The 14340-nt window shown below is 73.7% G+C and carries 14 protein-coding genes; 7 read left to right on the top strand and 7 right to left on the bottom strand.

Translation table 11 applies throughout. The features are described 5' to 3' along the window. The first annotated feature begins 164 nt into the window (after positions 1-164). Positions 165-1355 carry a zinc-dependent alcohol dehydrogenase gene (locus tag AB0N63_RS28690; protein ID WP_365533218.1) on the top strand — a complete coding sequence of 397 codons (1191 nt, stop codon included), beginning with the start codon at positions 165-167 and terminating at the stop codon, positions 1353-1355. 47 nt (positions 1356-1402) lie between these two features. Here the strand turns inward: AB0N63_RS28690 and AB0N63_RS28685 are convergent, their stop codons facing one another. Beyond that, complete coding sequence (locus AB0N63_RS28685) at positions 1403-2509, bottom strand: ATP-dependent DNA ligase (RefSeq protein WP_365533216.1); 1107 nt, start codon at positions 2507-2509, stop codon at positions 1403-1405. Positions 2510-2656: 147 nt separating this feature from the next. Between AB0N63_RS28685 and ligD the strand changes: the two genes are divergently transcribed. Continuing rightward, positions 2657-3691, top strand: a complete 1035-nt coding sequence (gene ligD, locus AB0N63_RS28680) for a non-homologous end-joining DNA ligase (RefSeq protein WP_365533214.1) — start codon at positions 2657-2659, stop codon at positions 3689-3691. Between the two features lie 31 nt (positions 3692-3722). Here the strand turns inward: ligD and AB0N63_RS28675 are convergent, their stop codons facing one another. Continuing rightward, entirely contained in the window at positions 3723-4508 is a 786-nt protein-coding gene (locus tag AB0N63_RS28675; protein WP_365533212.1) for a VOC family protein, read from the bottom strand. A 220-nt stretch (positions 4509-4728) separates the two neighbouring features. Here AB0N63_RS28675 and AB0N63_RS28670 point away from each other — a divergent pair, with 220 nt between their 5' ends. After that, on the top strand, positions 4729-4974 hold the full coding sequence (locus AB0N63_RS28670; RefSeq protein WP_365533210.1) for a WhiB family transcriptional regulator: 246 nt from the start codon (positions 4729-4731) through the stop codon (positions 4972-4974). A 20-nt stretch (positions 4975-4994) separates the two neighbouring features. On the opposite strand, the gene AB0N63_RS28665 is transcribed toward AB0N63_RS28670, so the two are convergent. Together AB0N63_RS28665 and AB0N63_RS28660 are read right to left on the bottom strand one after the other, a co-directional pair. Next, positions 4995-5972, bottom strand: coding sequence for an acyl-ACP desaturase (locus tag AB0N63_RS28665; protein WP_365533208.1), 978 nt, complete (start codon positions 5970-5972; stop codon positions 4995-4997). Between the two features lie 345 nt (positions 5973-6317). After that, the gene (locus AB0N63_RS28660) at positions 6318-7943 is read right to left on the bottom strand and encodes an ATP-binding cassette domain-containing protein (protein ID WP_365533206.1); all 1626 of its coding nucleotides are present in this window, start codon (positions 7941-7943) and stop codon (positions 6318-6320) included. Positions 7944-8264: 321 nt separating this feature from the next. Between AB0N63_RS28660 and AB0N63_RS28655 the strand changes: the two genes are divergently transcribed. Both AB0N63_RS28655 and AB0N63_RS28650 read left to right on the top strand, forming a co-directional pair. Beyond that, positions 8265-8963, top strand: coding sequence for a GPP34 family phosphoprotein (locus AB0N63_RS28655; RefSeq protein ID WP_365533203.1), 699 nt, complete (start codon positions 8265-8267; stop codon positions 8961-8963). A gap of 262 nt (positions 8964-9225) precedes the next feature. Further along, positions 9226-10062: an isocitrate lyase/phosphoenolpyruvate mutase family protein gene (locus AB0N63_RS28650; RefSeq protein ID WP_365533200.1), complete on the top strand. Its 837-nt coding sequence runs from the start codon at positions 9226-9228 to the stop codon at positions 10060-10062. Here AB0N63_RS28650 and AB0N63_RS28645 read toward each other — a convergent pair. After that, entirely contained in the window at positions 10059-10475 is a 417-nt protein-coding gene (locus AB0N63_RS28645) for an SsgA family sporulation/cell division regulator (protein ID WP_365533198.1), read from the bottom strand. The two genes, AB0N63_RS28650 and AB0N63_RS28645, sit on opposite strands and share 4 nt — an antisense overlap. Positions 10476-10794: 319 nt before the next feature. Between AB0N63_RS28645 and AB0N63_RS28640 the strand changes: the two genes are divergently transcribed. Both AB0N63_RS28640 and AB0N63_RS28635 read left to right on the top strand, forming a co-directional pair. Continuing rightward, entirely contained in the window at positions 10795-11118 is a 324-nt protein-coding gene (locus AB0N63_RS28640) for a hypothetical protein (protein WP_019984265.1), read from the top strand. A 131-nt stretch (positions 11119-11249) separates the two neighbouring features. Further along, on the top strand, positions 11250-11963 hold the full coding sequence (locus AB0N63_RS28635; RefSeq protein WP_365533195.1) for an endonuclease V: 714 nt from the start codon (positions 11250-11252) through the stop codon (positions 11961-11963). Between the two features lie 190 nt (positions 11964-12153). Here AB0N63_RS28635 and AB0N63_RS28630 read toward each other — a convergent pair. Beyond that, positions 12154-12986 (bottom strand): IS5 family transposase gene (locus tag AB0N63_RS28630; protein WP_365533192.1). Its coding sequence is split into 2 segments (ribosomal slippage): positions 12154-12644 and positions 12644-12986, totalling 834 coding nucleotides; the frame shifts between segments, so codons are not numbered across the junction. 78 nt (positions 12987-13064) lie between these two features. Further along, positions 13065-14246: a saccharopine dehydrogenase NADP-binding domain-containing protein gene (locus AB0N63_RS28625; protein ID WP_365533190.1), complete on the bottom strand. Its 1182-nt coding sequence runs from the start codon at positions 14244-14246 to the stop codon at positions 13065-13067. Positions 14247-14340: the final 94 nt, after the last annotated feature.

Genomic DNA, 14340 nt, shown 5'->3' with positions numbered 1-14340 from the left:
ACCCGGCCGAGCCCGGCCGGTCCCGAGACGCGGCGCGCAACGAAGCGCAGGCCCGGGGCCGGGCGCGCCCCCGCCGCCCGTGCCCCCTCACGGTTCGTCCGTCCGGCCCCGGGTACCCGGCCGGTCGCGAAGGTGACGGACCGCGACGAAAGGGACGCTACGCGATGAAGGCAGTGACCTGGCAGGGCAAGCGCGACGTGCGGGTGGAGGAGGTGCCCGACCCCGAGATCCAGGAGCCGACGGACGCCGTCATCCGGATCACCTCCAGCGGCCTGTGCGGATCCGACCTGCACCTGTACGAAGTGCTCACCCCGTTCATGACGCCCGGCGACATCCTCGGCCACGAGCCGATGGGCGTCGTCGAGGAGGTCGGTCCGGAGGTGCCCAACCTCAAGCGCGGCGACCGGGTGGTCGTCCCCTTCCAGATCTCCTGCGGCCACTGCTACATGTGCTCCTCGGGCCTCCAGACCCAGTGCGAGACCACCCAGGTCACCAGCGAGGGCATGGGCGCCGCGCTGTTCGGCTACACCCGGCTCTACGGCGCCGTCCCCGGCGCGCAGGCCGAGTACCTCAGGGTCCCGCAGGCCCACTACGGGCCGATCAAGGTCCCCGTGGGCCCGGCCGACGACCGTTTCGTCTACCTCTCCGACGTGCTGCCCACCGCCTGGCAGGCGGTCGCCTACGCCGACGTCCCGCCCGGTGGCACCGTCGCCGTCCTGGGCCTCGGCCCCATCGGCGACATGGCCTGCCGGATCGCGCGGGTGCGCGGCGCCGAGCAGGTGTTCGGCGTGGACCTGGTCCCCGAACGGCTGGAGCGGGCGCGCCGGCGGGGTGTGAAGACCTACGACCTGCGCGACTTCGACAGCGAGAAGGAACTCGTCGCCGCCATCCGCGACGAGACCAACGGACGGGGCCCTGACGCCGTGATCGACGCGGTGGGCACCGAGGCGCACGGCAGCGCGGTCGCCAAGATGGTGCAGCAGGCCGCCGCGGTGATGCCCCGCGCCCTGAGCGGGCCGCTGGCCGAGCGCTTCAGCGTGGACCGGCTCGCCGCCTTCTACACCGCCATCGAACTGGTGCGGCGCGGCGGGACCATCTCGCTCTCCGGCGTGTACGGCGGCTCGGCCGACCCGCTGCCGATGCTCACCATGTTCGACAAGCAGATCCAGATCCGGATGGGCCAGGCCAACGTCCGCCGCTGGGTGGACGACATCCTGCCCTATCTGACGGACGAGGACGTGCTCGGCGTGGACGACTTCGCCACCCACCGGCTGCCGCTCTCGGACGCGCCGCACGCGTACGAGATGTTCCAGCGCAAGCAGGACGGCGCGGTCAAGGTGCTCATGACGCCGTGACGCCGTGACGCGGTCGTCCGGCCGGTCGTCGTCCGTCGCCCCCGCCCCTACCCGCCGTCGGTCCGCCGCCCGTCGCCGGGCCTCGCGGGCGGCGGGCCGAGGATCTCGGCGAGGTCGTAGCGGACGGGCTCCTCCAGCTGGGCGTAGGTGCAGCTGCGCGGGGTGCGGTCCGGGCGCCAGCGGCGGAAGCGCGCCGTGTGCCGGAACCGCGTCCCGTTCTCCATGTGGTCGTACGCCACCTCGGCGACCCGTTCGGGCCTGAGCGGCACCCACGACAGGTCCTTCCTGCCCGACCAGCGGCTCGGTGCCCCCGGCAGCCGGGCCGACTCGTGGGCCGCCTCTTCGGACCAGGCCGCCCACGGATGCCCGGCCGTGTCGTCCATGCGCAGGGGCGCCAGCTCCTCGATCAGCTCGGCCCGCCTCTTCATCGGGAACGCCGCCGACACGCCCACGTGCTGGAGGCGGCCCTCGTCGTCGTAGAGCCCGAGCAGCAGTGATCCGACCACCGGCCCGGACTTGTGGTGGCGGTAACCGGCGACGACCACGTCGGCCGTCCGCTCGTGCTTGATCTTGAACATGGCACGCTCGTCCTGGAGGTAGCGCAGCCCCGGCGGCTTGGCGATCACCCCGTCCAGACCCGCGCCCTCGTACTGCTCGAACCACCGCCGCGCCACCTCGACGTCCCGCGTCGCGGGCGCCACGTGCACCGGCGCGGTGACCCCCGCGAGCGCCTCGACCAGCAGCGCCCGCCGGTCCGACAGCGGTACGTCGAGCAGCGACTCGTCGTGCAGGGCGAGCAGGTCGAAGGCGACGAAGGAGGCGGGCGTCCGCTCGGCCAGCGTGCGCACCCGGGAGTCGGCGGGGTGGATGCGCTCGGTCAGCGCGTCGAAGTCAAGCCGCCCCTCGCGGGCGATCACGATCTCCCCGTCCAGCACGCACCGCTCGGGCACCCGCTCCTTGAGGGCTTCCACCAGCTCGGGGAAGTATCTGGTCAGCGGCTTGCCAGTCCGGCTGCCCAGCTCCACCTCCGGGCCGTCGCGGAACACGATCGCCCGGAAACCGTCCCACTTCGCCTCGTACTGCATGTCCGGCGGGATCCTCGCCACCGACTTGGCGAGCATCGGCTTCACGGGCGGCATCACGGGCAGCTCCATGCAGCGATTGTGCGTGTTCGTGACGGGTCGCGCCCGTCAGCGAACGTGGCGCGCCCGTCCATGAGCAGCTGTGCCGGCGTCCACGAGGGCGGCCCGTCCGCGACGCCCGTTGTGCGGCAGCCGCACCCTGCGCCTACCGTGGCACGCATGGGCGACGCGGTGGAACTGGACGTGGCCGGCCGGACCGTACGGCTGTCCAGTCCGGACAAGGTCTTCTTCCCGGAGCGGGGCTACACCAAGCTGGACGTGGCCCGCTACTACCAGGCGGTCGCCCCCGGCATCCTGCGCGCCCTGCGCGACCGCCCCACCACCCTGGAGCGCTATCCGGACGGCATCACCGGCGAGTGGTTCTACCAGAAGCGGGCGCCCAAGGGCATGCCCGACTGGATCCCGACCGCCCACATCACCTTCCCCAGCGGGCGCAGCGCCGACGAGATGTGCCCCACCGAGGAGGCGGCCGTGGTCTGGGCCGCCCAGTACGGCACCCTCACCTTCCACCCCTGGCCGGTGCGCCGCGACGACGTCGACCACCCCGACGAACTGCGTATCGACCTCGACCCGCAGCCCGGCACCGACTACGCCGACGCGGTCCGCGCCGCCGGTGAACTGCGCACCGTGCTGGAGGAGTTCGGCGGACTGTGTGGCTGGCCCAAGACCTCCGGCGGGCGCGGACTGCACGTCTTCGTGCCCATCGAGCCGCGCTGGACCTTCACGCAGGTGCGACGGGCCGCCATCGCGGCGGGCCGGGAGCTGGAGCGCCGGATGCCGCAGCAGGTGACCACCAAGTGGTGGAAGGAGGAACGCGGCGCCCGCATCTTCGTGGACTACAACCAGACCGCCCGCGACCGCACCATCGCCTCCGCCTACTCCGTGCGCCCCCGCCCGAACGCTCCCGTCTCCGCGCCGCTGCGCTGGGAGGAGGTGGGTGTCGCGCACCCCGAGGACTTCGACATCACGACCATGCCCGCCCGGTTCGCCGAGGTGGGCGACGTGCACGCCGACATGGACGACCACGCCTACTCGCTGGAGGCCCTGCTGGAGCTGGCCAACCGCGACGAACGCGAGCACGGCCTGGGCGACCTGCCCTATCCGCCCGAGTACCCGAAGATGCCGGGCGAGCCCAAACGCGTCCAGCCCAGCCGCGCCAAGCGGGACGACCGGCCCGCCTCCGGGGCGTCGTAGGCCCTCCGAGGCGTCGTGGACGACCCTCGCCTCACTCTCGCGGCGCGGGCCGCAGTACGGCGAACCGGGCGCCGTACGGATCGGCGAGGCGGGCGACGCGGCCGACCCCCGGGATGTCGGTGGCGGGCACCCGGACCGTGCCGCCCAGCTCCGCCGCCCGGGCGGCCACGGCGTCCGCGTCCAGGGCGGCGAAGTACGGCAGCCAGTAGGCGCCCGCCGCCGCCTCGGTCGGGTCGTCGGCGAGCGGCACGAAACCGCCGAACACGGTTTCCTCGCCGCCGCCCGCCGGATTGACGCGGGTGTAGGTGCCGTCCGGGAAGGACGCCGCGGAGGTCTCCAGCCCCAGTACCCGGTGGTAGAAGGCGGCGGCCGCCGCGATGTCCGGCGTGTACAGCTCGACCCAGCACAGGGCGCCGGGTGCGCCCGCCACGTCCAGGCCCGCGGTCCGCCCCGGTTGCCACAGCCCGAACGGCACGCCCGCCCGGTCGGCGAGGAGCGCCATGCGGCCCTCGCCCATGACGTCGAACGGATGGACCAGCACCCGGCCGTGCGCCTGCTCGGCGGCGGCCGCGGTCGCCCGCGCGTCGGGGGTGCGGAAGTACACGGTCCAGGAGGGCGGCCCCTGGCTCGGCCGGATCTCCATGCCGCCGGCCACCGTACGGCCGTCCAGCTGGAAGAAGCCGTAGCCGCCGCCGGGACCGGCCGGGCGGAACTCCCAGCCGAACAGGGCGCGGTAGAAGGCGCGGGCGCCGTCCAGGTCGGGGACGCCGACATCGATCCAGTCGGGGGCGCCGTCGGCGAAACGGGTGGTGAGCATCGTCGCCCTCCTCGGCAGGGGCCGCTGTCCGCTCTGCGTGTGCGTCTGCTCTGCCGAGTCTCGCACCGCCCGCCGGCGATCGCCGCCGCACACGCGGGTGGGCGCGCCGCCGTGCGCACGCGCCGCCGCCGGGCCATCATCAAGGTGGCCGGCGGACCGCGAACGCGGCGTTGAGCGCGCGTTGATCGAACGTTTTTCGCCGCCTGCCACGCTTTCGGACATGCACATCGAGACCATGACCCCGGCCGACCCCGCCTGGCAGGCCCAGGCGCTGTGCGCGCAGACCGGGGCCGACTTCTTCTTCCCCGAGCCGGGCAGCTCCGTGCGCGAGGCCAAGCGCATCTGTGCCCTGTGCGAGATGCGCCCGGCCTGCCTGGAGTACGCCCTTGCCCACGACGAACGCTTCGGCGTCTGGGGCGGCCTGTCCGAGAAGGAACGGCTGAGCCTGCGCCGGACCGCGCGCTAGGCACGCGGTCCGGCGCAGGCTCACGCGCCGGCGCGGGCCGCCATCCGGGCCTTGCGGGCCGCCAGCTTCTCGTCGAACTTGGCCGCCTCCGCGTCCAGACCGCCCATGAACAGGCCCAGTTCCTCCTGCGCCCGCAGGCCCTCGGGGCCGAGGCCGTCGATGTCCAGCACCTTCAGATGGCGCAGCACCGGCTGCAGCACGTCGTCGTGGTGGATGCGCAGGTTGTAGACCTCGCCGATGGCCATCTGCGCCGCCGCCCGCTCGAAGCCGGGGATGCCGTGGCCGGGCATGCGGAACTCCACCACCACGTCCCGCACCGCCTGCATGGTGAGGTCGGGCGCGAGTTCGAAGGCCGCCTTGAGCAGGTTGCGGTAGAAGACCATGTGCAGGTTCTCGTCGGTGGCGATGCGCGCGAGCATGCGGTCGCAGACCGGATCCCCGGACTGGTGGCCGGTGTTGCGGTGGGAGATGCGGGTGGCCAGTTCCTGGAAGGCGACGTAGGCGATCGAGTGCAGCATCGAGTGCCGGTTGTCGGACTCGAAACCCTCGCTCATGTGCGCCATCCGGAACTGCTCCAGCTTGTCCGGGTCCACCGCGCGCGAGGTGAGCAGGTAGTCCCGCATCACGATGCCGTGGCGGCCCTCCTCCGCCGTCCAGCGGTGCACCCAGGTGCCCCACGCGCCGTCCCGGCCGAACAGGCTGGCGATCTCGTGGTGGTAGCTGGGGAGGTTGTCCTCGGTCAGCAGGTTCACGACCAGCGCGGTCCGGCCGATCTCCGTGACCTTGGACTGCTGCTTGTCCCAGGCCTCGCCGTCGGCGAACTGGCCGGGGAAGTTGCGGCCGTCGCTCCACGGGACGTACTCGTGCGGCATCCAGTCCTTGGCGACCTTCAGATGCCGGTTCAGTTCCCTCTCGACCACTTCCTCCAGTGCGTACAGCAGCCGGGCGTCGGTCCAGACGGCGGACGGGCTGCCGAGGTGCGGGGAAGTGATCGTCATGGATACTCCAGGGGGACGTGCGGGGGCCGGGCGGGAGCCGGCACCGCCGAGCGGGGGAACGGTCGAACAGGCCGGCGAGCGGTGCCGACCAACCTACGGAATCGTAGGCTACGAAACCGTAGGTTACGTAACCGTAGGTTAAGGCCGCTGTAAAGACCTCCCCGCGTACCCCGTCCGGCCCGCCCCGCCAGGCCCTATGACGGACCGTGAGCGGCCGCGGCTCCCACCCGCGCACCGCGGGGCACGCGCCCGCGTCACCCGTTCGGCCGCCTCTCCCGGGGAGCCCGCGCCGTCACTCCGTTGGTCGCGACGGCCTCCCGGGTGGTCTCCCTCAGCTCCCCGCCGTCACTCCGTGGCCGCGACGGCCTCCCAGGTGGTCTCCCTCAGCTCCCCCTCCTCCACCAGGAACCAGCGGGTGATGCCGATCGAGCGCAGGAACGGCAGATCGTGACCCGCCACGATCAGCGCCCCCTCGTACGACTCCAGCGCGCTGGTCAGCCGGCGCACGCTCGCCATGTCGAGGTTGTTCGTCGGCTCGTCCAGCAACAGCAGCTGGGGCGCGGGCTCGGCCAGCATGAGCGCGGCGAGCGCGGCCCGGAAACGCTCACCGCCGGACAGCGTGCCCGCCTTCTGGTCGGCCCTTGCGCCCCGGAACAGGAAGCGGGCCAGCCGGGCCCTGACACGGTTGGCGGTGGCGTCCGGAGCGAACCGGGCCACGTTCTCCACGACGCTCAGCCCGTCGTCGAGCACGTCCAGCCGCTGGGGCAGGAATCGCAGCGGCACATGCGCCACCGCCTCCCCGGACGCCGGCGGCAGCTCCCCGGCGAGGGTGCGCAGCAGCGTCGTCTTGCCCGCGCCGTTGCGCCCGACCAGCGCCACCCGCTCCGGACCGCGCAGATCGAGCACGCCGCTCACGCGCGCGCCGTACGCCGTCCTGAGTTCCCGCAGGGTGAGCACATCGCGGCCGGGCGGCACCGCCGTGTACGGGAGTTCGACGCGGATCTCGTCGTCGTCGCGCACCGCCTCCACCGCCTCGTCCAGGCGCTCCTTGGCCGCGGTGAGCCGCTCCTCGTGCAGGATGCGGTGCTTGCCGGCCGACTCCTGGGCGGCCCGCTTGCGCGCGCCCATCACGATCTTCGGCTCGCGCCGGCTGTCCCACATCTTCTGCCCGTACCGCCTGCGACGGGCCAACTTCACCTGGGCGTCGGACAGTTCGCGCTTCTGGCGGCGCAGATCGGCCTCGGCGACGCGCACCATCCGTTCGGCGGCGTCCTGTTCGACGGCGAGGGCCTCCTCGTAGGCGGAGTAGTTGCCGCCGTACCAGGTGACCCGGCCGGCGCGCAGATCGGCGATCTGGTCCACCAGGTCGAGCAGCTCGCGGTCGTGGCTGACCACGACCAGCACGCCGGGCCAGGCGGCGACGGCCGCGTACAGCCGCCGCCGGGCGTACAGGTCGAGGTTGTTCGTGGGTTCGTCCAGCAGCAGCACGTCGGGACGGCGCAGCAGCAGCGCGGCCAGCCGCAGCAGCACCGACTCGCCGCCGGACACCTCGCCGACGGTGCGGTCCAGCCCGATGTGGCCGAGGCCGAGTTCGCCGAGCGTGGCCAGGGCACGTTCCTCCACGTCCCAGTCGTCGCCGACGGTCTCGAAGTGCTCCTCTGCCGCGTCGCCCGCCTCGATGGCGTGCAGCGCGGCCCGCCGCGCGGCGATGCCGAGGGCCTCGTCCACCCGCAGGCCGGTGCCCAGGGTGACGTTCTGCGGCAAGTATCCGACCTCGCCGCCCACCCGGACGACGCCGTCGGACGGCGCGAGCTCGCCCGCGATCAGCTTCAGCAGGGTGGATTTCCCGGTGCCGTTGACGCCGACGAGGCCGGTGCGGCCGGGGCCGAAGGCGATGTCGAGGCCGGAGAGGACGGACGTGCCGTCGGGCCAGGCGAAGGACAGTGCGGTGCAGGTGACGGATGCTGACATGGGACACCTCGCGGTTGCCGGGTGCGGTCTGGGGGCAGACGCATGTCGAGACACCGCGGGGCGGGGAGGCCGTGTGGGAGAGGAGGCACGGGGCATGAGAAGAGCCCTGGGCCGGACTTCCGTGAGGACGGCTCGGACGCCGAGGTCGGACGCGACGTGCACACCTGACCGGTGTGACGCGGTGTCTCAGGACCTCAGACGAGCAACGTCCTTCTCCAATCGACGGCAACAGGAACGCTGTACAACGTACGAGCGGCTCCGGGCGGCTGTCAACGAATATTCGCGTGGGCCCCGCGCCCACCGTGCGAAGGAGGCCCGCCCATGTCCGACGGCCCGCTCCCGCCGTCCCCGCCGGCCCCTCAGCTCCCGCTGTCGCTGCCGGCCCGCCTCTACCTGCTGGCCTGGGACACCTCGCGCCGGCGCCTCACCGCCGCCGACCGGCTGCCCCGCCTGGTGCGGGCCGGTGCGCTGACCGAGCTGGTCCGGCGCGGGCTGCTGATGGACGACGACGGCATCGCCACCCCCGTCGACCTGGACGCGCGCACCGGCGACGCGGTGCTGGACGGCCTCCTCGACCTGGTCCGGGAGTCCTGCCCCCGCCGCTGGCGGACCTGGGTCACACTGCGTGCCCGGTACACGCTCGTGGCCGTACGCGAACAGCTGGCCGCCGAGGGGTATCTGCGCGCGGAGAAGCGGCGGGTCCTCGGGATCTTCCCGACGGTGGAGTACGCCCTGGAGCGCGTCGCCGCCGTGGACGCGCTGCGCGCGGAGGCCCGGCAGGTGCTGGCCGGCGACCGCCCGGCGGCGGAGGTCACCGAGCAGACCGCCGCCGCGGTCGCCCTGGCCGCCGCCGCCCGGCTCGGCACCCTCGTGCCCGATCGGGAACGCGGGCGGCACCGGCGGCGCATCGAGGAACTGACCGAACGCGGCACGGCGGCCGTCCCGGCCCTGCGCGGCGTGGTCCGCGAGGTCCGCACGGCACTGACGGCGACGACGGCCACGGCGGCGACGGGCGGCTGAGCCGGGGGACCGGTACGGTCCGGGCGGGCGGCTGCGCGGCGGCGTTTCCCCGCCCGCAGCCGGCCCCTGGGGCGAGCGCCCGCGACCGGCTCGTCCTGAACCACCCGCGACCGTTCGTACACGACCGGCCCGTCCCCGGACCCGCCGCCGGCAGGGCCGGGCGCACCCCCGCCCGCAAGTGAGCGCACCCCCTGCCCGGGCTGTCACGTCCATGTCGCATTTCTGCTGGACCGGCCCCCGGCCCGCTGGTTGAGTGGCGGGCATGAGCAACCGAGACGTCCTGCGCGACCGCGCCCGCACCTTCCACGCCCTGCACGTTCCCGGCCGGCCCCTGGTCCTGCCCAACGCCTGGGACGCCATGAGCGCGCGGCTCGTCGAGGCGGCGGGCGCCCCGGCCGTGGCGACCACCAGCGCCGGACTCGCCTGGGCGCTCGGCGTCGCCGACGGGAACGAACTGGACCGGGAGCCCGCGCTCGCCGCCCTGGCCCGGATCACCGCCGCCGTCACCGTGCCGGTCAGCGCCGACGTCGAGAGCGGCTACGCGCGGGACGCCGCGGGCGTCGCCGACACGGTCCGCGCGGTGCTCGCGGCCGGCGCCGTCGGGATCAACATCGAGGACGCCGCGCACGGGCGGGGCGCCGCCCCGCTGCGGTCCGTCACCGAGCAGTGCGAGCGGCTGGCCGCCGCCCGCGAGGCCGCGGACGCCGAAGGCGTGCCGCTGTTCGTCAACGCCCGCATCGACACGTTCCTGCGCGGCGGCGGCGGCGTGGACGCCACCCTGGAGCGGGCCGCCGCCTACCGCGCCGCGGGAGCGGACGGCGTCTTCGTACCCGGGACCGTCGACCCGGGCACGGTCAAGGCGCTGGCCGCGGGCGTGACCGGACCGCTCAACATCCTGGCGGGCCCCGGCGCCCCGCCGGTCGCGGAGCTGGCCGCGCTCGGCGTCGCCCGGGTGAGCGCCGGCTCCGGCATCGCCGAGGCCGCGTACGCCGTGGTCGGCCGCGCCGCGCGGGAGCTGCTGGACGCGGGGACCTACGGGTCCGTGGCGGACGGACTGCCCTACGGCGAGCTCAACGCACTGCTGCGCACGGAGCGCTAGCAGGCGTCCCGCATCAACTCCGCGAGCCCGTGGTCCACGTCGAGCTGGAGGTGTTCGAGGCCGACCGGCACCAGCTCGCTCGCGGCCCGCAGGAACCGGCGTATGTCACCGCTGCGGACGTGCACCACGGCGGTGCCCTCGGGGGCGTGGAACTCCAGGACCGTGCGGTCGTACCCGTACGGCCGCACCCGTACGTCCCCGTCGCCCTCGGGCTCCTCCAGGCCGGCCGTCAGCAGATCGCGGGCGAAGGTCCAGCAGACCTCGACGCCCTCCAGGGTGGCCGGGGCGGGGAAGGACATCCGGACGGCGAACGGGTCCCGGCGGTCGTAGTGAAGCGTGGCGGGAATGCTGGGCATCCGCGGCGCGGCGGCGACCAGACGCGCCTCGACGGGCTGCTCGATGACGGTGGACAACGCCTTGCTCCCTTGTGACGTAGGGCGTACGACGGCTGGACGACAGACGGACGGGTGAGCGGTCGGGCGGACGAAGCCGGCACTGGGAGAGACGACGGAACCGGCCGGTCCGTGCACATGGGGAGCGAGTGACCTCTGTCACCGCCTTCATGCGCGGACGTGGCCCGTCTTCCGTGGCCGGCCACGCGTGTGACCCCAGGTCACCGGGCATCCGGCGACACGGGACGCTTCGCTCGACTGGGGGATCGAATATCGCCTGATATAGCGAACTATTCCAGGATGCGGGTATCCGTTCCTTGACAGAGAGGAAGTGAACGGCATGCCACGCGGAAGCAGTTCCAAGCGGGAGCGTCAGTACGAGCACATCAAGGAGAGCGCGCAGGACCGGGGCGAGAGCGCCGGGCGCGCCAAGGAGATCGCCGCCCGCACGGTGAACAAGGAGCGCGCCCGCTCCGGCGAGTCGAAGACCGCCAGCCGTACCTCGACGCAGGACATGTCCTCCGGCAAACGGGGCGGACAGCGGTCGGGCCAGGGCTCCCAGGGCCCCACCTACGACCAGCTCTACGAAGAGGCCAAGCGCCGCAACATCCACGGCCGTTCGGACATGAACAAGCAGCAGCTGCGGCAGGCCCTGGACAAGTGACCCCGGGGTCCGCGGACGGCGCGGGGCCGGTCGGCGCGCGCCTCCCGTGAACCGGCGCGGCGATGTGGCCGCGCCGGTCGCGGGCCCCGCGGTCCCGGCCCGCGCGACGGCCCCGTACCCTCGTCCTCACCATGACGACGACCGTAGGCGTACCCGCGGGCTGGCCCGCGACGGCGGAGCAGGCCCGGGCCGTGCAGGACGAGTTGCGGGCGAAGGTCGTGCTGGACGAGGTGGGGCCGCCGCCCGGGACGGGACACGTCACCGGCGTCGACGTCGCCTACGACGACGAGCGGGACGTCGTCGCGGCCGCCGCCGTCGTCCTCGACGCGGCCACGCTGCGGGTGGTCGCCGAGGCCACCGCCGTCGGCCGGATCTCCTTCCCCTACGTCCCCGGGCTGCTCGCCTTCCGCGAGATCCCCACCGTGCTCGCCGCCCTGGACGCCCTGGACCGCCCGCCGGGCCTGGTCGTGTGCGACGGGTACGGGCTGGCCCATCCGCGCCGGTTCGGGCTCGCCAGCCACCTCGGCGTCCTGACCGGACTTCCGGTGATCGGCGTCGCCAAGAACCCCTTCACCTTCGCCCACGCCGACCCGGGCACCCCGCGCGGCAGCGCCTCGCCGCTGCTCGACGGCGGTGAGGAGGTCGGCCGCGCGCTGCGCACCCGGGACGGCGTGAAACCGGTCTTCGTCTCCGTGGGCCACCGCACCACGCTCGACAACGCCTGCGCCCACACCCTCGCCCTGGCCCCGGCCTACCGCCTGCCGGAGACCACCCGCCGGGCCGACGCGCTGTGCCGACGGGCCCTGCGGGAGGCGACGGGGCAGCAGGAGCCCGGCGCCCGCTAGGGCCTGTCTGATAATTCCCGTCGTCGCCCGAAGGGCGGCCGCGCGGCGTCAGGTGCGTGCTCTCGGGGTGCCGGGCGCAGGCCCTCGTACTGGACGTACTCGGGTCTGCGCCCGGTGCCGCGAGAGTGCGTGCATGGCGTCGCGAGGCAGACGGGAATTGTCAGACAGTCCCTAGGTCGTGTCCGCAAAGTCAGGGCAGCCAGAGTCGTAGGCAGGCGATGGTGACCAGGGCTTGGTAGTGGCGTGCGCGTTTGTCGTAGCGGGTGGCCAGGGCCTTGTTGTGCTTGAGCCTGTTGAAGCAGCGCTCGACGACATTGCGGCGTCGGTAGGCTGCCCGGTCGAGCCGGCAGAGGCTCTCGCCTCGGTGGAGGCGGCCGTTGATCTGGTCGAGCCGTTCGGGGATCGCCGCCTTGATACCGCGTCTGCGCAGGTAGGAGCGGATCTTCGCGGACGAGTAGCCCTTGTCGGCGGCGACCCGCTCGGGCCGGGTCCTGGGCCGGCCGGGACCGCACCGCCGGACGCGGATGCGGGCCATGACCTGCTCGAACTGGGTGCAGTCGTTGACGTTGCCGGCGGTGATGGTGAAGGCCAGCGGCCGGCCCTGGCCGTCGCAGGCGAGGTGGATCTTCGTGGTCAGCCCGCCGCGGGACCGGCCGATCGCCTCACCCGGCCAGGGCCCCCTTTTCGGGCCCCGGCCGCATGCTGGTGGGCCCGCACAGTCGTGGAGTCCACGCACGCGATCGTCCAGTCGAGCGACCCGACGGCATCCGAGTGCTGCTGGACATGGGCCAGGAGCCGGTCCCAGGTGCCGTCGGCCGACCAGCGGCGGAAACGTTCGTAGACCGTCTTCCACGGCCCGTACCGCTCGGGCAGGTCCCGCCAGGCCGCACCCGTGGACAGCTTCCACAGAATCCCGTTGACCACCTGACGGCGGTCCCGTACCGGCCGGCCCATCCGCGACGGAGCCAGCAACGGCTCGATCACCGCCCACGACTCATCGGTCAGCTCATGACGACGCACCATGAACAGACCAACGACGCCGACACTTTGCGGACACGACCTAGGGCCGCCGGGCGGCCGGGAAGCGCCGGACACTCCGCCCTAGCCGACCACCGCCGCCGTGCGGACGGTCAGCCCGGACGCGCGCAGCCGGTCGAGGAGCGCGTCGCCCATCGCGACCGCCGTGGTCACCTGACCGGCCGTCGCGGGCAGTTCGTCCAGCGCCAGGCACAGGGCCGACTCGGCGAACATCCGCGCCGTCTCGTCGTAGCCGGGGTCGCCGCCCGCGATCTCGGTGAACACCCGTCGTCCGCCGCCCTCGCCCACGAACCGCACCGAGAACCAGCTCCTGGCCCGCTTCTCGGCGCTCGGCCCGTCCCCCGGCTTGAGCCGGCCGGACAACCAGCCGCGCACCGGCGGTACTTGGGCGGCCGCGGCGAGGGCGCCGACGGCGGCCACCCCGCCGGCGGCCACCGGCAGATGCTTCACGGCGGCGTAGTGGCGGTAGCGGAAGTCGGGGCCGTAGCGCTCCAGGGCCCGTGCCGAGCGCACCACGATCTGCGGGTCGATGGTCGGCAGCGGCAGCGCCCACGCGCCGACCTCCCCGGCGAACCGCGGCCCGCCCGCCGGCGCGGAGGCCCGCCGCCCCACCAGCCGCGGCTCGTGCCGGGCGCGCTCGCGCGCGGCGGCCCGCATCCGCAGCGGCCGGGACACCTGCCCGAGCACCGAGGCGAACGTGCCGCCCGAGAACGCGGCGTCCGCGCGGACGAACCCGTCCACGGACAGCGGCACGCCCTCCGGCAGCTGCCGGACCGTGTAGTACACGCCCAGGTCGTGCGGCACGGAGTCGAACCCGCAGGCGTGCACCAGACGCGCCCCGGTCTCCCGCGCACGGGCGTCGTGCCGGACGTACATCAGATCGACGAACTCGGGTTCGCCGGTCAGGTCCACATAGTCCGTGCCACTGTCCGCGCAGGCGGCGACCAGCTCCTCGCCGTAGGTCACGTACGGCCCCACGGTGGTGGCCACCACGCGCGCCTGCCGGGCCAGCGCGCGCAGGGAGACCGGGTCGGCCGCGTCGGCCCGCACCACCCCGACGGACGCTCCGCCGGGCAGGTCGGCGCGCAACTCCTCCAGCCTGCGTTCGCTGCGGCCCGCGACGGCCCAGCGCAGGTCGTCCGGCGCGTGCGCGGCCAGGTACTCGGCGGTCAGCCGTCCCACGAAACCCGTGGCCCCGAAGAGCACGATGTCGTACGGACGTTCTGCCTCGTTCAGCCTGCTCATGACACCCCTCCTCGCGGCGTCGCCGCCTCGCCGCCGTCGGTGGCCGAGGCTAGCGTGCGCGCGGCGACCGCCGCGAGGGGGTGGCCGCCACACC

The organism is Streptomyces sp. NPDC093260, assembly GCF_040683715.1.
Classification (GTDB): domain Bacteria; phylum Actinomycetota; class Actinomycetes; order Streptomycetales; family Streptomycetaceae; genus Streptomyces; species Streptomyces sennicomposti.
This window is presented reverse-complemented; position numbering and strand designations above follow the sequence as displayed.